19 protein-coding genes are annotated in these 25,038 nt (G+C 32.6%); 13 read left to right on the plus strand and 6 right to left on the minus strand.

What is annotated here, in order from left to right:
* Window positions 1-52 precede the first annotated feature (52 nt).
* Window positions 53-1,480, plus strand: coding sequence for an L-serine ammonia-lyase (locus tag ACFX5D_RS11940; protein ID WP_379858412.1), 1,428 nt, complete (start codon window positions 53-55; stop codon window positions 1,478-1,480).
* Here the strand turns inward: ACFX5D_RS11940 and ACFX5D_RS11945 are convergent.
* Complete coding sequence (locus ACFX5D_RS11945) at window positions 1,448-1,846, minus strand: hypothetical protein (RefSeq protein ID WP_379858413.1); 399 nt, start codon at window positions 1,844-1,846, stop codon at window positions 1,448-1,450. The genes ACFX5D_RS11940 and ACFX5D_RS11945 overlap by 33 nt on opposite strands.
* A 270-nt stretch (window positions 1,847-2,116) precedes the next feature.
* On the opposite strand from ACFX5D_RS11945, the gene ACFX5D_RS11950 reads away from it, so the two are divergent.
* A complete protein-coding gene (locus ACFX5D_RS11950) occupies window positions 2,117-3,157 on the plus strand; it encodes a glycosyltransferase family 9 protein (protein ID WP_379858414.1) in 1,041 nt (346 codons plus the stop codon).
* A 143-nt stretch (window positions 3,158-3,300) separates the two neighbouring features.
* Here the strand turns inward: ACFX5D_RS11950 and ACFX5D_RS11955 are convergent, their stop codons facing one another.
* Window positions 3,301-4,047: an NUDIX domain-containing protein gene (locus ACFX5D_RS11955; protein WP_379858415.1), complete on the minus strand. Its 747-nt coding sequence runs from the start codon at window positions 4,045-4,047 to the stop codon at window positions 3,301-3,303.
* Between the two features lie 157 nt (window positions 4,048-4,204).
* On the opposite strand from ACFX5D_RS11955, the gene ACFX5D_RS11960 reads away from it, so the two are divergent.
* Window positions 4,205-6,682 (plus strand): glycoside hydrolase family 3 C-terminal domain-containing protein, encoded by a 2,478-nt coding sequence (locus tag ACFX5D_RS11960; RefSeq protein ID WP_379858416.1) that lies wholly within the window; start codon window positions 4,205-4,207, stop codon window positions 6,680-6,682.
* A 199-nt stretch (window positions 6,683-6,881) separates the two neighbouring features.
* On the opposite strand, the gene ACFX5D_RS11965 is transcribed toward ACFX5D_RS11960, so the two are convergent.
* The 3 genes from ACFX5D_RS11965 to ACFX5D_RS11975 all read right to left on the minus strand — a co-directional run bounded on the left by ACFX5D_RS11965 (window position 6,882) and on the right by ACFX5D_RS11975 (window position 10,761).
* Window positions 6,882-8,822 carry a KUP/HAK/KT family potassium transporter gene (locus ACFX5D_RS11965; protein WP_379858417.1) on the minus strand — a complete coding sequence of 647 codons (1,941 nt, stop codon included), beginning with the start codon at window positions 8,820-8,822 and terminating at the stop codon, window positions 6,882-6,884.
* A gap of 147 nt (window positions 8,823-8,969) precedes the next feature.
* Window positions 8,970-9,656, minus strand: coding sequence for a response regulator (locus ACFX5D_RS11970; protein ID WP_379858418.1), 687 nt, complete (start codon window positions 9,654-9,656; stop codon window positions 8,970-8,972).
* Window positions 9,649-10,761, minus strand: a complete 1,113-nt coding sequence (locus ACFX5D_RS11975; protein WP_379858419.1) for a sensor histidine kinase — start codon at window positions 10,759-10,761, stop codon at window positions 9,649-9,651. Before ACFX5D_RS11975 ends, ACFX5D_RS11970 begins: the two co-directional genes overlap by 8 nt.
* A gap of 201 nt (window positions 10,762-10,962) precedes the next feature.
* Between ACFX5D_RS11975 and panB the strand changes: the two genes are divergently transcribed.
* The 9 genes from panB to ACFX5D_RS12020 all read left to right on the plus strand — a co-directional run bounded on the left by panB (window position 10,963) and on the right by ACFX5D_RS12020 (window position 22,832).
* Window positions 10,963-11,781, plus strand: a complete 819-nt coding sequence (panB, locus tag ACFX5D_RS11980) for a 3-methyl-2-oxobutanoate hydroxymethyltransferase (protein WP_379858420.1) — start codon at window positions 10,963-10,965, stop codon at window positions 11,779-11,781.
* A 70-nt stretch (window positions 11,782-11,851) separates the two neighbouring features.
* Entirely contained in the window at window positions 11,852-12,547 is a 696-nt protein-coding gene (locus ACFX5D_RS11985) for an RluA family pseudouridine synthase (protein ID WP_379858421.1), read from the plus strand.
* 75 nt (window positions 12,548-12,622) lie between these two features.
* On the plus strand, window positions 12,623-13,951 hold the full coding sequence (locus ACFX5D_RS11990; RefSeq protein ID WP_379858422.1) for an aldehyde dehydrogenase: 1,329 nt from the start codon (window positions 12,623-12,625) through the stop codon (window positions 13,949-13,951).
* A complete protein-coding gene (locus ACFX5D_RS11995; RefSeq protein ID WP_379858423.1) occupies window positions 13,942-14,700 on the plus strand; it encodes a nitroreductase family protein in 759 nt (252 codons plus the stop codon). The genes ACFX5D_RS11990 and ACFX5D_RS11995 overlap by 10 nt, the downstream gene beginning before the upstream one ends.
* 13 nt (window positions 14,701-14,713) lie before the next feature.
* Window positions 14,714-15,484 carry a DUF2189 domain-containing protein gene (locus tag ACFX5D_RS12000; RefSeq protein ID WP_379858424.1) on the plus strand — a complete coding sequence of 257 codons (771 nt, stop codon included), beginning with the start codon at window positions 14,714-14,716 and terminating at the stop codon, window positions 15,482-15,484.
* 492 nt (window positions 15,485-15,976) lie between these two features.
* Window positions 15,977-19,675, plus strand: coding sequence for a PAS domain S-box protein (locus tag ACFX5D_RS12005; protein WP_379858425.1), 3,699 nt, complete (start codon window positions 15,977-15,979; stop codon window positions 19,673-19,675).
* Between the two features lie 98 nt (window positions 19,676-19,773).
* The gene (gene ypfJ, locus ACFX5D_RS12010) at window positions 19,774-20,634 is read left to right on the plus strand and encodes a KPN_02809 family neutral zinc metallopeptidase (RefSeq protein WP_379858426.1); all 861 of its coding nucleotides are present in this window, start codon (window positions 19,774-19,776) and stop codon (window positions 20,632-20,634) included.
* Window positions 20,635-20,830: 196 nt separating this feature from the next.
* Complete coding sequence (locus tag ACFX5D_RS12015) at window positions 20,831-22,120, plus strand: DEAD/DEAH box helicase (protein WP_379858427.1); 1,290 nt, start codon at window positions 20,831-20,833, stop codon at window positions 22,118-22,120.
* A gap of 313 nt (window positions 22,121-22,433) precedes the next feature.
* Window positions 22,434-22,832, plus strand: a complete 399-nt coding sequence (locus ACFX5D_RS12020) for a hypothetical protein (protein ID WP_379858428.1) — start codon at window positions 22,434-22,436, stop codon at window positions 22,830-22,832.
* 491 nt (window positions 22,833-23,323) lie between these two features.
* Here ACFX5D_RS12020 and ACFX5D_RS12025 read toward each other — a convergent pair whose 3' ends face one another.
* Window positions 23,324-24,145, minus strand: coding sequence for a winged helix-turn-helix domain-containing protein (locus ACFX5D_RS12025; protein WP_379858429.1), 822 nt, complete (start codon window positions 24,143-24,145; stop codon window positions 23,324-23,326).
* A 178-nt stretch (window positions 24,146-24,323) separates the two neighbouring features.
* Here ACFX5D_RS12025 and ACFX5D_RS12030 point away from each other — a divergent pair, with 178 nt between their 5' ends.
* Window positions 24,324-24,902 carry a hypothetical protein gene (locus tag ACFX5D_RS12030; RefSeq protein ID WP_379858430.1) on the plus strand — a complete coding sequence of 193 codons (579 nt, stop codon included), beginning with the start codon at window positions 24,324-24,326 and terminating at the stop codon, window positions 24,900-24,902.
* Window positions 24,903-25,038 lie beyond the last annotated feature (136 nt).

A 25,038-nucleotide genomic window follows, 5' to 3' on the forward strand; every position in this document is an offset into this window, starting at 1 on the left:
TATCAGTGCTACATTCTATTATCTTTGTTTTAAGTAAACCTACTGATAAATTATGGAAGAATGTATCTCTGTTTTTGATATGCTTAAAATCGGTGTTGGACCCTCTAGTTCTCACACACTTGGACCTTGGCGCGCAGCAGAACGTTTTCTAAGTGAATTGAGAGACGAAAATTTAATCCATAAAATAACTAAAGTAAAAATAGACTTATATGGTTCACTTTCGCTAACGGGGAAAGGGCACGCAACTGATTTAGCCATTATGTTGGGCTTAAGTGGACAAGATCCTGAATATATTCCTATCTCGGATATTGATAAAATTATAAAATCCATCAAGGATAAAAATGAGATCAAACTTGGCAATGAAAACCAGATTCCTTTCCATTTTTTACAAGATATTGTTTTCAATAAAAATTTTCTTCCTTTTCATTCCAATGGTTTGACTTTTACAGCTTATATAAATCATGATAACGAATATATTTCAACCTTCTACTCCATTGGGGGCGGATTTGTTGTAAAAGAAGAACGCATCAATGCCAAGAAAAAAAATGCTATAAAATGCGCTTTTCCCTTCCCAATCGATAAAGCAACTGAACTTTTAGACTACTGCAGAAAAGAGGATAAAAAGATTTCGGAAATTGTTTATGAGAATGAAAAATCGATGCGCACCGAAGAAAAAATCAATCATGAGTTAATGCGCATTTGGAAAACGATGCTGGAGTCTATCTATATTGGTTGTCATTCTGAAGGAATTTTACCCGGAGGATTACATGTCCGCCGTCGTGCATTTGATATGCACCAAAACCTCATTGGCTTAGCAAACTATGACTCTCCGCAAACTTGGTTAGAAGAAATTAGAAAAACCGAAGTGAAATTTCGCCAAATCTTAAAATGGGTAAGCTGTTTTGCACTTGCTGTAAATGAAGTCAATGCTGCTTTAGGACGGGTGGTTACCGCTCCAACTAATGGAAGTGCAGGCGTAATTCCATCTGTTTTAATGTATTATTTAGTTATTGAAAACCATAATGCAGGCGAAAAAGAAATCAAACAATTCCTAATGGTAGCCAGTGAGATAGGAAGTATTTTCAAAAAAGGATCTACTATTTCAGCAGCTATGGGCGGTTGTCAAGCTGAGATAGGCGTTTCATCCTCTATGGCGGCGGCTGCTTTATGTGAATTAATGGGAGGAACACCAGAACAAGTTTTAATGGCTGCCGAAATTGCCATGGAACACCACCTCGGTTTAACGTGCGATCCTATTGGTGGATTAGTACAAATTCCTTGCATAGAAAGAAATACAATGGGAGCCCTAAAAGCGATTAATGCTGCCGAATTAGCATTAGAAACAGATCCAAAAAATGCAAAAGTTCCTCTAGATAAAGTGGTCGACACCATGTGGCAAACGGCTAAAGACATGAACAATAAATACAAAGAAACATCTGAAGGTGGTTTAGCAATCGCTGTAAATATGGCAGATTGTTAAATAAATATGATTATTCAGATAGAGAAATTCCATCTTGGTATTCTGTTTGTTTACTTTCATCTCTACCTGACCTTGCTTATTTTCTAAAGTATAAAGCGTATAATCAGGATATGGCGAATAGACCGCAGAATTAATTATTTTATACGATAATTTCTTATCAGTGAAAAAGAATACAACACTATTTTTTTGGGTATCCAAGAATACGAAAGAATATTCATTTCCTGAAATATCACATTCGCCGCTATTGAAAGATAATTCATCTACGCAATAGTGCTGAACATTAAATACGTGTTCTTGATTATACACGCTACCCGTTAACAGTCGCATTCCTATTTTTTTTTCATACTTTGTGACTGTTTTTTTCATTATTAGAAAGCCAAACACCTCTTTTTCTTCACAAACAAAAGATATGCCACAAAAAAATACTTTACTAAACTGTAAAAAAATACGTTGTAAAATACAAATAGAAATTTTAAATTCTCCTCAAAATGCAATTTGGTCCATTACCTATTTTTATAAAAAAAATCGTTTCTTTGAACGGTGCTAAAATTCAATACCGTTAAAATAAAATGACGTAAAGCATTTTAAAGAATTAATTTCTGTTAGCGTTTCCATATAAAAATAATTTATTACAATATGAATATAAAAAGAGATATCAACGCATTAAGAAGAAAATTAATGCGCAGTTTAACTAAAAACATTGGAACTTCTCATTTTGATCCAAATACTGATTTCACGAAAGTCATTATTAAAAAAATTTTAATTTGCAGACCAAATCCCCGCTTAGGAAATCAACTGTTAATCACTCCACTTGTTCAGGAAGTCATTGCCACATTTCCCGACTGTGAGATTGATTTATTTGTTAATGGAGGTTTAGCAGCAATTGTTTTTGAAAATTACAAAAATATAAAGCGAATAATTCAACTACCCCGTAAACCTTTTAAAGATTTAATAAAATACGCTAAAGGGTGGATGGCTCTAAAAAAACATAATTATGACATTGTGATCAATGTTGTTGAAGGTTCCTCATCAGGACGATTGTCAGCACAGTTTGTTACTTCAAAATACAAGTTCTTTGGTGATGATCTTGAAGAACTTCAACTTAAATATGAAGATTACAAACACATTGCTAAACAACCAGTCTACAACTTTAGACATTATATGACCAAACTAGGTTTTAATGAAAGTGACAAACCAATTCCCTCCTTAAATCTAATGCTAAGTGCTTCTGAAATTGCTGAAGGACAAAAACTGTTGCAAGACATAGTGAGAAATGACAAAAAAACGATTGCCATTTTTACATTTGCAACTGCTGAAAAATGCTATTCACCGTCATGGTGGGAAACATTTTATAACAGATTAATAATAGAATATCCAAATTACAATATAATCGAAGTTTTACCTGTTGAAAATGTTTCGCAAATAGGATTTAAAGCACCTGCATTTTACAGTAAAGATGTCCGTGAAATAGGGTCTCTAATAGCAAATACTGCCGTTTTTATTGGTGCAGATAGTGGAATTATGCATTTAGCTAGCGCAGCACTAACACCCATCGTTGGCTTGTTTTCAGTTACGGATATAAAGATGTATGCGCCTTACAACAATAATAGTGTAGCAATAGATACTAATTCTAGTTCTGTTGAAGACTGGATTGACATATTGAATAAAATTATTTAAAATAGCTAGTTTAACACACTTAAAAAACAAAAATTTATTAACTAAAAAAGAAGCCAATCCGCTTCTTTTTTTATTTGCACCGAACGATAATATTGAATTGACTACATTTTGCGCAATAATTAATTGTTCTATTTGACTTAGTATCACCAACCGTTATTTAATCCTTCTTTCAATGCTTTTTCATATTTTTCTAAATCAAATTGGTAGAGGTCTGGAGCTTTGTGAGCACCACCTTTCCGACTTTCGTCCAATTTGATCAGGATATCATAACGCAACATTTTTCTGTAGAAATTACCTCGATTTAATTTTTTCGCTAAAATAATTTCATATAATTTTTGAAGTTCAGGCATGGTAAATTTTTCTGGAAGCAAGTTGTAGCCAATCGGTTTATGATTCAATTGCTTTCGCAAGGTAGTTAGTGCTTTCTTAAAAATACTTCTGTGATCCATCATAAAATTGGGCAGTTCCTCTATTGATTTCCACTCACAGGCATCCGAAATATCGTCCAGAACTAAATTTACTTGGTGAAAATCGACCAAAGCATAAAATGCTACGGAAAGAAATCGTTGTTTATTCCACAACGTGTCCGGAAATTCATCAAAAACACCTCCCGAGCGATTCAAGTCACTGAAAACTTTGAATTCTTGTAAATAAATATTTTCTGCACCAGTTCTACTATATAAAATTCTATTGGCCGCTTCTTTTAGATTTTCTGTTTTTAAAACATAGCCGCCGGGAAGAGCCCAAAGATCTTTATCTTTTAACCTGGTCACTAATACTTTTAAGGTTGTATCGTGAAATCCAAAAACGACACAGTCCACAGATAAGTTCGGAATATAGATCTCCCAAGCTTCCGCTGATTTCTTTTCTATTATTTTATTAAATTCCATTCTTTTTTAATTGGCTGTAAAAATACGAATTAGATTATAATTTTTACTTTAAAAACTGATAATCAAAAAAATAAACTATTTTTTTTTTGCAAATATTAAAAAAAATAATTAATATTGCTTCATAATGAAGCAATAAAAACTTTAGACAAAAAACTTTATGAAAAACCATTTAATTAAGAAATTAGCACAGATCTCACTACTTTCTACTTTAGTATTAACCGCTATTTCCTGGACGGAACATCCAAACGATATCAAGACTGACAAAGAACCGATTATTATTGTAAACGGATTAGTTTTTAAAGATTTAAACAAAAATGGAAAACTAGATCTATATGAAGATTACCGTCTTCCTGTGAATGAAAGAATCAAAGATTTGATAAAGAAAATGACTGCCGATGAAAAAGCAAGTATGCTTATTGGAATTGGTATGCCTGGATTTGATGCTGTAACGTTTAAGTTTACAGCAGAAGGCTTTCAAGGAAAAGTACCGGGAGCTGCTGGTGGGACTTATGAATTAAAACGATTAGGAATCCCGACCGTAGTGGTATCAGATGGCCCAGCGGGTTTGAGAATTAATCCAAAACGAAATAATGATAGTAAATACTATTACGCAACTGCATTTCCGGTAGGAACTTCATTGGCCTCTACTTGGAATACGGAATTAATAAACAGTGTAGGAAAAGCAATTGGTAATGAAGTGAAAGAATATGGTGTTGATGTTTTACTTGGACCTGGAATGAACATTCATAGAAATCCATTATGCGGCAGAAACTTCGAATATTACTCTGAAGATCCATTGCTTACCGGTAAAATCTCGGCAGCAATTATAAATGGTATTCAATCAAATGGTGTTGGAACTTCTATTAAACATTTTGCAGCCAACAATCAGGAAAGAAATAGAATGGGTATTAATGCTCATGTAAGCGAAAGAGCACTGCGTGAAATTTATCTTAGAGGTTTTGAAATTACAGTAAAAGAAGCACAACCTTGGACCATAATGTCGTCCTATAACTTAATTAATGGTATTTATACTTCTCAAAGAAAAGATTTACTGACGACAGTTTTAAGAAATGAATGGGGATTTAAAGGTCTGGTAATGACTGATTGGTTCGGTGGGTATGACGGATTTGGTAGCTCAAATGGCCCATTTTCTCCAAATTCCGTGAGTAACGTTACAGCACAATTGTTAGCTGGAAATGATTTATTAATGCCTGGATTGGCTTCTCAAAAACAAGCAATTTTAGACAACATGAAAAGCGGAAAATTATCTGCCGCAGTTGTAAATAAGGATTTAACTAGAATCTTAGAATTAGTAATGAAATCGCCATCAATGAACAATTACAAATATTCTGACAAGCCAAACTTAAAAGAAAATGCAGAAGTAACAAGACAAGCTGCTGCTGAAGGAACAATTTTATTGAAAAATGATAAAAACACTTTGCCATTTTCTTCTAAATCAGCTCCATTAGCAATTTTCGGTTTAACTTCTTATGATTTTATTTCAGGCGGAACTGGAAGTGGTGATGTTAATGAAGCATACACCATTTCATTAATTGCCGGATTAATTAATTCAGGATTTACAATTGATAAGGAGCTAGAAGGATTGTATAAACCTTATGCAGCAGATCAAAAAGCCAAAGAATTGGAACGTCGAGAAAAAGAAGGTGGATTGTTAGCCACACCAAAAAGACTTGCAGAACTGCAATTGAGTAAAGAAATCATAGAAAATAAAGCCAATTCATCTGAAATTGCATTGATTACGATAGGCAGAAATGCTGGTGAAGGTGATGACAGAAAAGTGGAAGATGATTTTAATTTAGCTTCTGATGAAGTAAATTTAATCAATAATGTATCTCAAGCTTTTCACGCTAAAGGAAAAAAAGTAGTTGTTGTATTAAATATTGGTGGTGTAATTGAAACCGCTAGCTGGAGAGACAAAGTAGATGCAATCCTGTTGCCTTGGCAACCAGGTCAAGAAGGTGGAAATTCTGTCGCCGATGTTTTCTCCGGAAAAATAACTCCATCAGGAAAATTAACAATGACATTTCCAGTAAAATATGAAGATACTCCCTCATTTAAGAACTGGATTGGAACACCCGCTGCAAGCCCTACTAGTGTAACTTATGAAGAAGGCGTTTATGTAGGATATCGATATTTTAATACTTTTAATGTGAAGCCATCTTATGAATTTGGTTACGGATTGTCTTTTACTACATTTGAGTATTCTAATATTAAATTAAGCGAGCCAACATTCTCCGATAAAATGACCGTTTCAGTTACCATTAAAAATACCGGAAAAAAAGAAGGAAAAGAAGTGGTTCAACTTTATTTATCTGCTCCGTCTAAAACGATTGACAAACCAAAAGAAGAATTAAAAGCTTTTGGTAAAACCAAAACATTACAACCGGGGGAGAGTCAAACAATTAATTTGATATTAAATTCTAAAAATTTAGCATCTTTTATTCCTGGCAAAAATGCCTGGATTGCCGAAGCAGGAAAATACAAAGTTTTAATAGGTTCCTCTTCTATAGATATCAAACAATCAGCTGAATTTACTTTGGCAAAAGAAAAAATAGTGGAGAAAACAAATCCGGCATTTGTTCTTGATGCTAAATTTACAGATTTGAAACACTAATTCTTTAAAAAATTAATCTTTTTATAAATGGATTCGACGAAAGTCGAATCCATTTTTTTGCTCTATAGATAAATTTATTTTTGTACTTGATGGAACTTGTTTTAGCTTATAAGTTTTAGTAATATTCTTATTTGGATAACCTAAAAACATATCAAATTTAAGATAAGATGCTAAACATTCTTAATTTTTAAATTAGCTTTTAAATCTTTTTCCTTTCCAATTCCAATTTTAATATAGGTTGATATACGAAAGGTATTTCTTCAATTTCGACATCACTTTTATCCAATCCAAATGCTCTTGTGTCAGAAAGAGACCAGTTTTTGAGCATATAATAGGAGTTCAACAATAAAGCGTCTTTAGCAGTAAAATCATTTTCGACAGAAAGAAATTTCTCTAAAATAATGAACTTAAAATCAGGTTCGGCATTGTATTTTGTAGAACCATCTGGGCGAATGTGTAAATTCAATTCTTTATTTTGGACCAAATTTTGAACAATTTTCTTGAAATACAACTCAACCTTTGGCTGGATTCTGAAACCAATATTTAATACAATTTTAATTACCTTGTCGTCTAATAATTCAATTACTTCATAATTAAGAGTAAATGGATCATTGGTTCTGTTGATATGAAAAAACCAATACACATCAGCTCTTTTTGGTTTTTTGGAAAAAATAGATCTCAATATTTTTTCTTCAACTTCATAATTTCGATCTGCCTTAGACAGGTAAATTAAATGTGTTGCATACTTTGGGATACTAATATCATTGCTCAATTCCTGAAGTCGTTCCGTATGTTCTGACAAATTGGTGAATTTTAGAAATTTATTATTAATTTTTCTGGCGTAAAACCAAACATACATTGTCATAAAAATGAAAAGCTCAAAGAACAAGAACATCCAACGTTCTTTGATTTTTATAATGTTGGCAATAAAAAAGGCAATTTCAATGATACCAAAAACAGTAATAATTATGGCTATCAAAATCTTGTTCATTTTTTTTATGTAAAGCAAGTAATAATTTAAAAGCACAGTTGTCATCAGCATGGCAATAGTAATCGAAAAACCATAGGCGGCTTCCATATTTGACGAGTTTTTAAAATATAAAATCATCAAAACACAGCCCGCCCAAAGAATAGTATTTACAGATGGAATATAGATTTGTCCCTTCAAATTAGTAGGATTTCGCATAGATACTCTTGGCCAAAAGTTGAGAGACATCGCTTCATTTATTAAAGTATAAGACCCGCTAATTAAGGCTTGCGATGCGATGATAGCAGCAAAAGTGGCAATGATTACCCCCGAGAAAAGAAACCATTGCGGCATAATGGTATAAAATGGATTTCTTCCTTCAAGAAATGGTTTCCCTTGATTCATTAGCCATGATGCCTGACCCAAATAATTGACAATTAAAGCAATTTTAACAAAAACCCAAGTAATCCTAATATTCTTTTTTCCACAATGTCCTAAATCCGAATACAAAGCCTCTGCTCCAGTTGTACATAAAAAAACTGCTCCTAACAGCCAGAATCCATGAGGATATTCCACTAATAACTCGTAGGCATACATTGGGTTTAATGCACTCAAAATCATCGGGTGATCAAGTATTTGCACAAATCCTAAAACAAAAAGCATTGAAAACCAAACAACCATAGCCGGACCAAAAAAGAAGCCTACTTTTTGGGTTCCAAATCGCTGAAAAAAGAATAATCCCGATAAAATTACAATCACAATTGGAAGTGTTGGAATACCAGGAACTACATCTCCTAATCCTTCAACCGCAGATGCTACCGAAATTGGTGGAGTAATAATTCCATCGGCCAAAAGTGTTGTTGCTCCAAGAATAGTAGGAATTACCAATTTTCCTTTACCAAACCGTTTTACAAGCGCATAAAGCGAAAAAACACCACCTTCGCCATGATTATCAGCCGAAAGTGTTAAAAAAATATATTTGAATGTCGTTTGAAATGTAAGTGTCCAAAAGATACAGGAAATACCGCCGTAAACAAGCAGTTTTGATATTTCTCGATGTCCAATAATAGCTTTCATAACATATAACGGACTGGTTCCTATGTCGCCATAAATAATCCCTAATGCAACTAAAAGAGATGCAGCACTGACTTTTTGAATAGTTGATTTATTCATTTTAATATTAATTTTTAAGATTGTAAAATGCATTGATTAGTATAAATAAAAAACCCAATCGTGATGTTTTGAACATACAATACAATGATTTTTTTGTCTGTTTTATTTATTATCGCGCAAAGCAGATTGCTTATAGCTTTGCAGATTTTAGCTTGTATTGAAACGATAACCAACTCCAGATTCTGTAATTATATATTTAGGTCGGTTTGGGTCTTCTTCAATTTTTTTACGAAGTTGTGCCACAAAAACACGTAAGTATTGCGTTTGATCGGAATAGCTGTTGCCCCAAACTTGTTTTAATAAATACTGATGTGTAAGAACCCTGCCTTCATTTTTGACCAAAATAGAAAGCAAGTTATATTCTGTAGTTGTTAATTTTAAAATTTCATTTTTTAGCTTAACAATTCTAGAAGTAAAATCAATTGAAATTTCACCAAAATCTATTATTGGTTCATTTTCATCTTGGTTTAAATTTCTTAAAGCTGTTCTAATTCTAGCTAATAATTCTTGAGTTCTAAATGGTTTTGCCAAATAATCGTTGGCGCCATTATCCAGTGCTTTTACAATTTCTTCTTCGGTATTTCTTACGGTTAAGATTAATATCGGTTTTTTATACCATTCTCTCAACCTTTTTAAAACTACTTGTCCATCTTCATCAGGCAAACCTAAATCCAAGATGATTAAGTCCGGCTGATGATTTGCTGCGAGCGATATACCTTCCTTTCCATTTACAGCAAAAATAGTTTTATACCCGTTAGAATCTAAAGCGATTTCGAGTAGTTTCCTGATCTGGATTTCATCGTCTATAATTAATATTTCGGCTGAATTATTCATTTGAAATGGCTGCTATATTCATTACTAATGCTGGAAAATCTATTTTAAAAACAGAACCACCTTCTACTTTATTTTCTAAGGTGATTTTTCCGTTTTGGGCTTCAACAAAACCTTTTACAATGGACAAACCTAATCCAGTTCCTCCTGTTTTTGAGTTTTGTAATCTGTAAAATTTATCAAAGACTTTATCTATTTCCGCTTCAGGAAAACCGTTTCCATCATCAGAAATAGTGATAACACAGGGCATCAATTTATCTGGGTTATATTCAAAATCAATAGTAGCGTTATACTCGACTTTGATCTCGATTTTAGCTCCATTTGGTGTGTATTGTGACGCATTAAAAACTAAATTATAAATAACTTGTTCCATTAAACCATAATCCAACTTAAATAGCGGTAAGTTTTCATCAGCAATAACAGCAATTTTATGAAAATGCAAATCGTCTTTTAAACTATCTAAAACATTGTAAACCAATTCTTTTAAATCACACCAATCCATTTTTGGCTGTATTACTCCTGATTCTAATCTGGACATATTCAATAAATTCTCGACTTGATGATTCAATCGCAAGGAAGCCTTTTCGATTTCGGTATATAATTTTAATTTATTCTCTTCAGAAATGGTTAATGTTTTACTTTGAATGGTGTCTATTGAGCCCATAATGGTAGAAATTGGTGTGCGCAATTCATGCGATAAGGAATCCAATAAGGCATTGTACAGCTTCATCGTATTTACCCTGACTTCTTTTATTTGGAATATTTTTTCGGCTTTTCTAATTTTGTGGGTCAAAACGCCATTTATAAGTGCAATTAGAAAAAACAAAAACAATAACAAGGAATCTTCGGCATTACTAATATGAAAAGTATAATATGGTTTCAAAAAGAAGAAATTCATAATTAAAGCACTTAAAATAGCACTCAATAAAACGGGTAAAATATCTAAAAATATAGCCAATAAAGAAACCACAACGAGCAATAAATAACCGACTATGGTGTAATCCAAATAATCTCTGGTGAACAAACACAGTGAAGCAACTGTACTTATAGACAATACGCATATAAGATATTGGTTTTCTCTTTTTATTTGGCTCAAAATACTTTTCACGGTAATGCTTTTATTAACACTACAAAGTTAAATGATATGTTGTAAGTATTTTATAATATATCAGTCCCTAAGATAAAGATTTTATAAAGATTTTTTTTGCTGATTCCTTAAAAAATAACCATTATAACTCTCTTAATAATTCAATTTCATTACTTTTACAGGCTCAAATCGTATTCTTAATACTTAAAATAGTAAACCACAATGTCTCTAGCAAAAAAAGATTACAAAAGAATTACAACAAAGTCATTAATTGAAATGAAGGCTAATGGAGAGAAAATTTCCATGCTGACCGCTTATGATTATACCATGGCTAAAATTGTTGATACTGCTGGAATCGATGTTATTCTTGTTGGTGATTCTGCATCGAATGTTATGGCGGGTCATGAAACTACTTTGCCAATTACTTTAGACCAGATGATTTATCATGCTTCCTCAGTCGTTAGAGCGATAGAAAGAGCATTAGTTGTTGTTGATTTACCTTTTGGAAGTTACCAATCAGATCCAAAAGAAGCGTTGCGTTCTGCTATTAGAATCATGAAGGAAAGCGGTGGACATGCCGTAAAACTTGAGGGTGGAAAAGAAATTAAAGATTCAATTAAGAAAATATTAAACGCAGGGATTCCTGTTATGGGACATTTGGGCTTAACTCCCCAATCTATTTATAAATTTGGAACGTATACGGTTCGCGCTAAGGAGGAAGAAGAAGCGGAAAAGTTAATGGAAGATGCTAAATTGCTGGAAAAGCTAGGTTGTTTTGCCTTAGTTTTAGAAAAAATTCCCGCTCATTTAGCAGAGAAAGTAGCGCAAAGTATTTCGATTCCCGTTATAGGAATTGGTGCCGGTGGCGGTGTTGACGGTCAGGTTCTTGTAATCCATGACATGTTAGGAATGAACAATGAATTTAGTCCTCGTTTTTTGAGAAGATACATGAATTTATACGAAGGAATGACTACTGCTATTGGTCAATATGTCGCTGATGTGAAATCAAGCGATTTTCCAAATGTGAATGAACAATATTAGTGTTAAGTATTCATATGCAGTATTCAGTTCTCGATCGTATCGATAAAATTTTAATTAAAGCCTTTTACACTTGTCTAGTAAAATAATTTCGAACAAAAATAACTTACAAATTCTTCACGAAGACAACCATCTAATTGTGGTCAACAAGCGTGTAGGTGATATTGTACAAGGCGATAAAACGGGCGACAAAGCTTTGAGCGAGGTTGTAAAGGAATATATAAAAGACCAGTACAATAAACCGGGAGAAGTTTTTCTCGGGGTTGTACATCGCCTAGACAGACCTACAACCGGTATTGTTGTTTTTGCCAGAACAAGCAAAGCTTTGACCAGAATGAATGAATTGTTCAGCAACCGCGAAACGCAAAAAACATATTGGGCAATTGTAAAAAATAAACCCGAAAAAAGTGAAGACAAACTTATCCATTTCATAAAAAGAAACGAAAAAAACAACACTTCAAAAGCGCATATCAAAGAAGTTCCTGAGAGTAAAATAGCTAGCTTGGATTATAAACTATTCAAAGAATTAAACAACTATTTTGCACTTGAAATCAATCTATATACCGGAAGACACCATCAAATCAGGGCACAACTTTCTGCCATTGGTTCACCTATAAAAGGAGACTTAAAATATGGTTTTGACAGAAGTAATCCTGATGGAGGAATACACTTACATGCCAGAAAATTAGTTTTTATACATCCCGTCACCAAAGAACCTATAATTATTATTGCCCCTACGCCCTCTGATTCCATTTGGGATGCGTTATGATTTTTTTTGTAAGAATGATTCATTATGTAAATTATAAAAATTAACTTGCATAGCGCTAAATAAATTGTGTGTCCAATGAATTACAAAACGAATATAGCATCTAGAAAAGAAGCTTTAACAAAGCTACTGAATGTCATTATCACTCATGAAAATGAAATTATTGAAGCTTTATATAGTGATTTTAGGAAACCTGCTTTTGAAGCGGTTCTTACAGAAACGAATTATGTAATTTCCGAGTTAAAAGATACCATTAAAAATTTGCAAAAATGGGCAAAACCAAATAGGGTTTTCCCATCAATACTTAATTTTCCCTCCACGGATTATATTTATAAAGAACCTTATGGCAAAGTATTAATTATAGCTCCTTGGAACTACCCTTTTCAATTAGCACTTTGTCCCTTAATTTCAGCTGTTGCTGCCGGAAATCAAGTAGTTTTAAAACCCTCTGAGCTAACTCCAAAAACATCAGAAATAATCACAAAAATAATCGAAAAAACATTTCCGGTTAATCACGTAGAAGTTATCGAAGGCGGCCTTGAAGTATCTCAAAATCTGCTATCTCGACGCTGGGATTATATCTTTTTTACGGGTAGTGTTCCTGTGGGGAAAATCGTGGCAAAAGCAGCAGCTGAAAATTTAACGCCCGTAACATTAGAGCTTGGAGGTAAAAACCCTTGTATAATTGACAATACTGCCAATTTAAAATTGGCCGCAAAAAGAATTGTTTGGGGGAAATTTATAAATGCAGGTCAAACGTGCATTGCACCAGATTATATCTTAATTCAAAAAGATATGAAAAATCATTTCATGGAATTCATGAAATTGGAAATCACGAAAGCCTATGGTGAAAATCCAAAATCATCCCCAGATTACGCCAGAATTGTAAACACAAAAAACTGGCTTCGATTAGCAAATATGATTGATGATAAAAAAGTGATTTTTGGTGGTCAGACTGATATTGACGATCGTTACATCTCTCCTACACTTATTGATGAGGCCAGTGTGGATACTTTGATTATGCAAGACGAAATTTTTGGTCCATTACTGCCTATTCTTTCTTATGAAAATGATGCCGAAATAAATACTGTGATTTCAAAATACGAAAAACCATTATCATTATATGTCTTTACCGAAGACAAGAAATTTGCACAAAAAATAATTAAACAGTATTCTTTTGGAGGAGGCTGCATTAATGATACCGTTGTACATTTTTCTAATAAAAGACTGCCTTTTGGGGGTGTTGGTCATAGCGGAATTGGTGCATACCACGGGCGTTTAAGTTTTGATACTTTCTCACATAAAAAGGCAATTGTAAAAAAAGCAAATTGGCTAGATTTGCCCATGCGTTATGCTCCTTATAAAGACAAATTAAAATCCATTCAAAAATTATTAAAATGGCTGTAACCAATAAAAAATCGCTTAGTGAAGCTGTAAAATATACGCGATCGGTTCTGGTTTTTAAAAAAGAACCTATTGATGAGCAAAAAGTAAAAGATTGCATCCATTTAGCCACACTTGCGGTAGCAAGCAGTAATATTCAGCTATGGGAATTTCATCATATTATATCTCCTGATAGTATTAAAGAAATAGCAGCAGCCAGTTTTGACCAAAATGGGGCTAAAACTGCTCAACGATTAGTGATTGTTGTCGCTAGAAAAGATTTATGGAGAAAAAGAATGCACGCTAATATCTCTTTTCTGAAATCCCAATTTGGCAACAAATCGGAAGCTGAGTATTCAACTAAAGATGAATTTGCTCTAAACTACTATAAGAAAATAATACCTACAATTTACACTGATTTTTTATTGATATTGGGAGGTATCAAATTTATTGTTTTTTACATCATCGGATTATTCAAATTCATTTATCGACATGCAAGACAAAGTGATATGAGTATTGTAGCTCATAAAAATGCCGGACTTGCAGCACAAAATTTCATGATTAGTATGGCAGCGCTAAATTTTAATACGTGCCTAATGGAAGGTTTTCATTCCATTAGAATTAAAAAAATATTAAATATACCTTCTGCTGCTGAAATTAATATGATCATTGGATGCGTACTCAGCGACGAGCAAGGAATATATGAGAACGCTTCAGAATTCCTTTTGAGAAGATCTATCACAAAATATAAAAACCTTAAATTAACCAACTAAAACCTTAAATTAAATGATGAAAACTACAAAGGAGAAAATAGAAGAAATAAAAACCAATGGTTACCAAATAGATTTTGGAAATGTTTTTAATCATGCATTTGAAAATTATAAAAAAATTGCTTTATACGCCGGTCTAATGATTTTTGTATTTGCAATAGTATTAGGATTTCTAGCTGGTGGAATAGTGATTTCTACTTTTGGAATTTCTGCACTAAATCAAAAAATGTTAGAAGATTTAAGAATCGAAAATTTTACAGGACTGCATTTGGCAATGTATCTAATTTTGGGAATATTATTTAATTGTCTTTTGGTTCCATTCTTAGCAGGATTAATTAAAATGGCTCATAGTGCTGAAAAAGATGAAGAATTTCATGTTTCTACAGTTTTCCAATATTATAAAAATCCTTATTTTCAGGAACTCCTCATTGCGACATTTATAATTACGATTTTCAGCACTGGTTTATCTGAAATGTTTAAGCTTGTTGGTATCGAAATAATTGGTGTATTATTTAGTGCTGTAATCTCCTTTTTTACATTCCTGACTATTCCGCTAATTATTTTTGGTAACCTAAAAGCTATTGATGCTCTAAAATCAAGTATGATAATTGTTTCAAAACAACCCTTAGTGCTTTTGGGATTAATAATTGTAAGCGGTATCGCTTCATTAGTCGGTTTTATTGGATGCTGTATTGGTATCTTTTTTACAATTCCTTTTATGTATTCTATGTATTATGCAATTTACATTTCAATTATAGGAATAGATCCAGAAATTGGATTGGAATAAATAACTAAAAATTTAAAATATGCTTTTTATTAAAAACACAATCTGATCTTTTTTAGGTTGTGTTTTTTATTAAAAAAAATCATATATTAACCCAAAATTAAGATAAGATCATAAATCTATTCTTTTTAACTTAATATAGATATCCCTATGGTATTGCACTATAGCTCATTATTATTAACTAAAGTAAATTTATTTATTTTTAGTTGGTTCACTAATTTTTTAATGGCAAATAATTTTTTAATAATTAAAACATTGATTAACAGCAAAGTGAGTTTTTCGACAATAATTCCCATTCTAATTCTGTTATTTTCGTTATTGATTTACAGCTTTTCAAAAATTAAAAAAATATTATACAGTAAATCTATAGAAAAAAATTACAAAGAAAATTTGAGAAACAAAGAGTACCAGATCTATCTTTTGTTTTTAGGAATAATACTACCGATATTAGAAATTAATTTAGAAATATTTAGTGTAAGACCCAAAAGCTTATTAATGACAAATGGAATTGTTGGGTTCTTTTTAATAGCAATCTATTTTGCAAGTTTAAAAATGGTTTTTATAAAACGAAATATTAAAAATATTTTTGTCACAATATATCTGCTTTATTTTGGCCTAATTTGTAAAAATTTAATTTTCCTCCCTACTGATTTTATTCCAATAATAGCTTTTATAGTTACTTTTTTTTTCTCATTCAGCATCCTAAAACCAACAAAGTTGTATTGGTATTTTGTCACATCAGTATTAATTTATCTGGTAGGACTATACGGTTTTGGAATTGTACCAATAAAAACTATAATTATATTATTTAATTATTCTTTAATAATTTTTATTATCAACTACATTAGATATGTCTCCTCTTTAAATATAAAAGATAAATTTCGTTTTAATGATCAGATTATTAATAAAGGGAATTCACTTATTCTTGCTACAAACAGAAAAGGGGAAGTTGTATTTTGTAGCGAAACTATCACATCAATTTTAGGCTATTCAATTCCTGAAGTAATGGGATTAGGCTATTGGCAATATACTGAAGACAAGGAGTTTGTTGCCGAAAATTACCATTTAAATTTCAATGATGATCAGTCATTCATCAGAAAGTTGAAATGCAAAAATGGAGAATACAAATACATTCAATGGAAAGACAAGAAGTTTTCTGATGATTTAATTATAGGAATTGGACAAGATGTAACGAATGAAATTTACATTCAAAATCAATATAAGAACCTCATACAATCTGCTACTGATATAATATACGAAGTAGATCAAAATGGTAATTTTACATTTATAAATGATTTTACTAGTAAAACTTTAAAGTACAAAGAGAATGAAATTCTAACTCGTAATTATTCTGAATTTATACGAGAAGATTACATCCATAAAATGATGCAATTTTATCAAAATTTAGAAGAGAAAGAAAATGATTTCCCTACAATCGAAATTCCTTTAGTAAAGAAAAACGGTGAAATAGTATGGATTTCTCAAAAAGTTATAATTCGCAGAAACGACTTTAATCAAATTATTGGGTATTCCGGTATTGCTCGAGATATTACTAAGTTCAAAGATATTGAAACTGAAAATAGAATCCGAGCGGAAAAAAATAATGAATACAACAAGACCATTAAAAAATTATCTACAACTAATTTTAATAATTTTCAAAGTTTACAGGATTGTTTGAAGTTGATAATTAAAGCTTCCGCAAAAGCTTCTAAATGCAATTATGTCAGCTACTGGAAATACACGGAAGATAAAATTAGCTGCGAAATTTTATATGATTTAGATAGTGGCAAATACGGTGTCGGAAATGTTTTAAACAAAGAAAAATTTAAAATTTATTTTGAATCAATAAAAAGTAAAAAACAAATTAGTGCACCCGATGTTTTTAATGAATTCGAAGTTTCTGAATTTAAAGAATATTTTTTGAAGAAAGGTATCAAATCACTTCTTGATATTCCCATTTTTACCAATGGAGAACTAGTTGCTACCTTAAGTTTTGAAACTACAAAAAACCAAAGAAACTGGGACATCGAAGACATCAATTTTGCAAGAACAATATCGGATATAATTTCGCTAGCGATTGTATCGAATATGAGAAATGAGGCAGAGAAAAAATTAGTATACAAAAGTGAACTGCTGTCTGCAATGACTTTATGCACGGAAAAACTGCTAAATAGTAATGATATAAACGATATTTTCTCTGATATTCTAGTCATAATGGGAAAAGCGACTAAATCTCACAGAGCTTATTATTATGAAAATGATTCAGAAACAGGATCTATAAGTCAAAAATACAGATGGATTATTCGTAATGGTAAACTAACCGAGAATAATATAAAACTGCAAAATTTGCCTTACTCCTATTTTGAAGAATTATTAACTCCTCTTTTCAACAATAAAATTTATGAAGTAACAGTTTCGAAAATTGAAAATGAATCTTTAAAAAATAAATTAATGGCGGTAGATGTGGCCTCTGTAATTCTTTTTCCAATTTTTGTAAAAAACAAATTTCATGGGTTTTTAGGTTTTGATGACACCTATACGGAACGTAAATGGAACGAAGATGAAGTCAATATTTTACAAACTTTGTCAAGAAATATTGCGTCCTCAATTGAACGAATTACTAATGAAATAGCAATCTATGAAAGTGAAGAAAAATTTCGATTGCTTGCTAATAACATCCCTGGAACCGTATATTTATCAAAATACGATAAATACGCCACGAAAATTTATATTAATGATGAAATTGAAAAACTAACCGGTTACCCAAAATCAGAATTTCTTAATAATAAATTGTCTTTTATAGATTTAATTTATCCTGAGGATAAAGAACGAGCTGTCTTTGAACAGCAAAACGCCATCGAAAATGGCAAACAAATACATTTAACCTACCGAATTATAAACAAAAATAATGCTATTATTTGGGTAGAAGAATTTGGTGATGTGATTTACAAAGAAGGGAAAATTGCATTTATCGAAGGTATTTTCATTGATATAACGGAGACAAAACAAACCGAATCTTTCATTAAAGCTAAGGAGTTAGCAGAAGCTGCTAATAAGGCAAAATCAGAATTCCTTGCCAACATGAGTCACGAAATCAGAACTCCATTAAATGGAATAATTGGGTTTACTGATTTATTAATGAAAACTAATCTTGGTCAAACCCAAGAAAAATACATGACGACAATAAATCAATCTGCTAATTCATTATTAGATATTGTAAATGACATTCTTGATTTTTCTAAAATCGAAGCTGGGAAATTAGAGTTACACATCGAAAAACAAGATGTTAAGGAGATATTAAGTCAAATGATTGATTTGATATTATATGAATCAAATCAAAAAAATTTAACTTTAGAACTGAATATTGCATTAGATGTACCTAAATATTTTTGGACAGACAGCGTTCGTTTAAAACAAATATTAATTAATCTTCTGTCAAATGCTGTAAAATTTACGGAAAAAGGTTCTATAAAATTAAATGTTTCAGTAGCTGAAAAAACAAATGATTCTAGAGCCAAAATACTTTTTTCTGTTATTGATACCGGCATTGGAATACTGGAAGAAAACAAGAAGAAAATATTTAAAGCCTTTTCACAAGAAGATAACTCAACGACCCGAAAATTTGGGGGAACTGGATTAGGTCTTACTATCTCTAACCAATTATTAGGTTTAATGAACAGCCAGTTACAACTAGAAAGTACAGTTGAGTTTGGCAGTGCCTTTTATTTTTATTTAGATTTAGAAATCAGTAATCTGGTGTCAGATGAGGTTAAGGAAATTATTATTCCAGATGCTAATAAAGAGATAGCACTTAAAAATTATCAAAAAATAAGAATAATGCTTGTTGAGGATAATAAAGTTAACATGTTATTACTTAAAACTATCATTAAAAACTTATTTACAAATGTGACAATTTTTGAAATTCCAAATGGAAAAGTGGCTGTTGATCAATTTGAAACTTTAAACCCGGATCTTATTTTTATGGATATTCAAATGCCAATTTTGAATGGATATGAAGCTGCTAAAAAAATACGAAATCTAAAATCTGGTCAAAATGTTCCCATAATTGCAATAACCGCCGGTACTGAAAAAGAGGAAAAGGACAAGTGCATATCCTTTGGAATGAATGACTATATTGCAAAACCTATAATAAAAGGTATTATTGAGGAAGCTATTTTGAAATGGATTAAATGATCTATAAAGATTAATTTATTGTAAAAATTGAAACTACTTAAAAAAAACATAAATTAGTACTTATTTACAAAATACAAATTACTTAAAGATATTATATTATGAAATGGACTGGCAGACGTCAAAGTGACAATATGGAAGACCGACGAGGGATGTCTTCAGGAGGAAAAACTATCGTTGGAGGTGGAATTATTGGTATTATTATCTTATTACTGAATCTCTTTGGGGGTGAGAATGCCCAAATGCTTACTCCAATATTAGAACAAATGAACCAAGGTCAAAGTGCTCCCATTGAACAAAGAGCCTTAACTGCACAAGAAATTGAGGAGGGCAAATTTGTAAAAACCATTCTTGCAGATAATGAGGATGTTTGGGGAAAAATTTTCCAGGAAAATAATATTCAGTTTCAAAATCCTAAATTAGTATTGTTTACGGATGCTGTAGAAACGGCATGTGGTAACGCTACATCTGCTTCTGGGCCATTTTATTGCCCAAGCGATCAAAAAGTATACATGGATTTAGCGTTTTTTGAAGAGTTGAAAACAAGATTTGGAGCTCAAGGAGGCGATTTTGCCACCGCTTATGTTATTGCACATGAAATAGGGCACCATGTACAAACCTTATTGGGAACTTCCAGTAAAATGAGACAAATGCAAGAAGGTAAAAGTGAAGCCGAAGCTAATAAATTATCTGTAGCTTTAGAATTGCAAGCCGATTTCTATGCAGGTGTTTGGACGCATTACAACCAAAAAATGAATAATTTTTTAGAAGAGGGGGATATTGATGAAGCGCTAAGTGCAGCACATGCCGTAGGTGATGATGCTATTCAAGCTAAAATTCAAGGACACATTGTTCCGGAATCTTTTACTCATGGAACTTCTGCTCAACGTAAAGCTTGGTTTATGAAAGGGTATAAAACAGGTGATATCAAACAAGGTGATACATTTGCAGAAATTAACTAAAAGTAATTCTATTCCCCTTTTTGAATTTAGATACTAGTACTATTTGGGCTTTATTATTAATATGGATTAAAATAAACTAGTCTATTTTAATTGAACAAAATGAAGCAATAAAAAGCACATCGAAAAAATTAGCAGTACCTTTGGGCCCACTTAAAGAAGTACACTAAAAATAGTGCTCACTTCATAAACACCATTTATGTCATTCAACTCATTAGGCTTATCTGATGCTTTATTAAAAGCCATCAGCAAAAAAGGATATTCAACACCTTCTCCAATACAACAAAAAGCAATTCCTCCTATTTTAGAAGGTAAAGATGTATTAGCATCTGCACAAACAGGAACAGGAAAAACAGCTGGTTTTACACTACCTATTTTACAAATATTATCACAAGGTCAACAATTGCGACAAAGACCTATTCGTGCCTTAATATTGACACCAACCAGAGAATTAGCCGCACAAATATTGGCCAATATAAAAGAGTACAGTGAATTTTTAGACCTAAAAAGCACTGTTATTTTTGGGGGCGTAAACCAGAATCCGCAAGTGACACAATTGCGTCAGGGAATCGATATTTTAGTGGCCACTCCAGGTCGGTTAATCGATTTGCATAATCAAGGATTAATATCGCTTGCAAAAGTTGAAATCTTAGTTTTAGATGAAGCAGATCGTATGCTGGACATGGGTTTCGTACGAGACATTGATCGCATTATAAAAGTGTTACCTTCAAAAAGGCAAAATTTGATGTTTTCGGCAACCTTTTCAACAGACATCAAGAAATTGGCCATGGGCATTTTGCACCATCCCGTTCATGTTGAAGCAACCCCGGAAAACACGACCGTGGATGCTATTATCCAAAAAGTATATCCTGTTGCCAAAGAGAAAAAAACAGAACTGATCATTAAATTGATTACGGAAGGAAACTGGAAACAAATTTTGGTTTTCACCCGTACTAAACAAGGTGCTAATAAACTGACGGAAAGCATGATTAGTGCCGGAATCAAAGCAGCTGCCATTCATGGAAATAAAGGACAAGGCGCCCGTACAAAAGCCTTAGCGGGTTTCAAAGACGGAAGTCTAACCGCTTTAGTTGCAACTGATATTGCTGCGCGTGGTCTGGACATCCCGTTATTACCGCATGTGGTTAATTTTGAATTGCCTAATATTCCTGAAGATTACGTTCACCGCATTGGTAGAACTGGTAGAGCCGGAGCAAGCGGAGAAGCTATTTCATTATTCAGTCCAGACGAAACTGTCTTTTTACGTGATATCGAAAAATTAGTAGGTTTGAAATTGCCGAAAGAAAACATTAGAGGTTTTGAGCCAGATCCTAACGCTTCAACGGAACCAATTAAACAAGGTCAAGGAAGACAACAACGGAATTCGACTCCTAAGCAACCAAAAACCGAAACTACAAACCGCACCAGCAACAATAGTTTTGGTCCAAGACGTCCAAGTCAAAATAATGACCGCCGCTCTAATAGATAACAACTGAGAAAATCCGTTTTCTTTTTTAGGAGCAGAATAATTTCGTTTTTTTAGAACATATTTCCCGCTATACTTTACAAACCTAATGAGACCTGAACACCAGCTCTCATTAGGTTTTTCATTTCTATCGGGGCTATTTAGAGCGCTCTTACTTTCATAATACCATTTTGCAAATTCATCCTTTGAATCTATAATAGCTAGGTGATTTGTAAGAAAAAATTGTTATATTTGAGATAAATAAAGTATGGCTGGTCTCATACATCTATACTAGTGGCAAATATCCAAGTGACGCTCTAAAAATATTCGATAATATATGAGAAAATTACTATTTCTATGCTTACTTCTTCCAGTGGCAATGTTGTCGCAAGACCTTAAAAATGAATCGCAACAAACATTATCTTCAAAAGTAGATGATTTTGTAATTTCTTTCTATGCTAGTCATATCGAGGTTGATAAAATGATTCCGTTTTTTGACACCGCTTATTTCGCTATGCTCTATAAGTTCTCGGAACATATGAAATTGAAAAATGAAGACTACGGCATGTTCGTCAGCAAGAAAACTTTAAAAGCTAGAAATAGTACTGATGGAAATATTGTTAATCTTACGTTTAGAATTAAATATAAAAAAGGTTCTATGACAGAAGAATTAGAATTGCGAAGATCTTCTGTAAACTCACCATTTAAGATTTTTTATTGGAAGACTCATCGATAAATTATGCAAATGCACATTTGTCCACAGTAGGCTAATTCCCATTGCTGCTTTTTCGTTTCGGATGTTTTTTTTTCCACTCGCACTCGTTTGTCCACTTTATCTAGTGCTCGTTTGTAACGAATACTTAGTTAGATTAGGAGACAAATTATAGCGTTTGTAACGTGGATAACTAAAATATGGCAATTTTAAGACTTTGCAAAATAGATTATATCAACCCCGTTAAAAGCGTTTTACCAGCTCCGCAAAGTGTTCTTATAAAAAATAAATTTCTCGTTAATGCTGCGCAAATGTCTCTGCCTTTGCGTAATTTTAGAATTTGTTATTAAAAATAATACGCAATAAAATCTCTGACTTTCATACACCTCTGTTTTCCCCGCTACGCAAAGTCTCCGACTTTGAGTATGTGTTTTTCAGTCTCCGACTGACCTTAAAATTCAAACATTTGAAAAATAAAATCGGTTAAAATCACAGTTAGGAGCGCGAAGATTTGCTTAAGAACTAACTTCAAGCTTGTATCCTTTGTTGCGTATTACAACAATGTTACTATTCGGATCAAGTTCTAGTTTTTTTCTAAGTTTTGAAATGAACATATCCAAACTACGTCCAACAATAACACCTTCATCTTCCCATAGCTCTTTTTGCAATCGGCTTCTCTCTATAGTCTTGTTAGGAGATAATGCGAAAATGAGTAGTAAACGCGTTTCTGTTCCAGTCAAATCTATGGTTTCTTTATTTATCAGCAGTTGCCGTTTTTGCGCATCAAATACGACCGAACCAAAAGTAAATATCTGGTTATGGTCATCTTTTGGTAAGTCGCTCTTTGGCTTAACCGACCTCAAAAAAACAAAGCCAACAAATGCTAAAAGTGACAAGCCACCCAAAAAATATTTATTCCTTGCTGTAGTAATGCTATTCGGTTTAAATTTAATGTTAATCATATAACATGCTTTGGGTTGCGTTCTTCCTATACACGCTACAATATCATCTTTTTTATTTTTGGATATAGCATATCCATAAGCAATACTGGAGTTGCCACAGTTAAGTACGTTAACAACATAATCATTTGCAAATGGATCTTTGGCTAACAAACGCTGAGTAGTATTCACCAAGGAGTCGGTTTGAAAAGTAAGCTCATTCTCAAACCTGATTTGATATTCATTTTCAGCCATCTTTATTACGGGAAGAACTCTTGATGTACTATCGCCGGACTGTAAGAGTATTTCGTGTCCGATTCTGCGGAGTAAAACTTCCCTTCTGGCGATATCAAAATCGTCACTATCATCCTTTCTGAAAGCCATAAAGATTGCAGCCATAAATAGGAGTAGCAATAACCCAAACAGATATTTACGTCTTCCAGAAAGGATATTTCGACTAAGATGCATTGTGTAAAGTATTTATTTACAAAGTTTACATTTTTATTTACAATCCCAATCTATCAAATCGAAAAATATCAATGTAAATTCGTAAAATCAATTTAAAAGATATGATAAAATGAAAAAAATCATCTATACGCTCATCTTACCGCTGGTTATGGTAATCGGACTAGTATTTAGCTTCGCTACGTTCGCATACCGCTCGGGTGCTAATCGTGAAATTAAAAATGAAACTAAGTCATCTCAAAAGCAGTTGTCCGTTGCTGACAGGAAAGCCAACTTGGATAAACGAAAAAAATGGGAAGCTTCACCTGACGGAATAAAGTACAAAGAATGGGAGGTTTCTCCTGAAGGTAAAAAAGTGCATGCCAGTTATGATAAAATAAAGAAGTCCATAAAGGCTTTCACCAATATGGAGGCAGTGGTAACGTCACTTACTTTTAAGCGTGCAAATGCGAAATCATCAGGACCAAAATGGCTCATAGTCAAAATTAATGGCGAAGAATACATGATGCAATTTATTCCTAAGGATTTTCAGCAGTTAAATAGCCTGAAAGTTAACGACAAAATAATTGTAAGAAGCCGCAGCGCAGGATATTCGCCTAATCATCCATATTTGATTATATCGGGCGACTATATTGCGCAAAATAATAAGATACTTTTTAAACGTGACTTTAGCAAAAATAACGGTTGCTAAAAATTAAATTCCCTGCTACGCAAAGTCGGAGACTTTAATTTTCTATTTTTCAGTCTACGACTGACCTTAAAATTCAAATATTAAAAAAACAAAATTGGTTAAAAACCGCAAGTCACTTCCTTAAAGTAGGAAACTT

The sequence above is a fragment of the Flavobacterium fructosi genome (assembly GCF_042787335.1).
Taxonomy (GTDB): domain Bacteria; phylum Bacteroidota; class Bacteroidia; order Flavobacteriales; family Flavobacteriaceae; genus Flavobacterium; species Flavobacterium fructosi.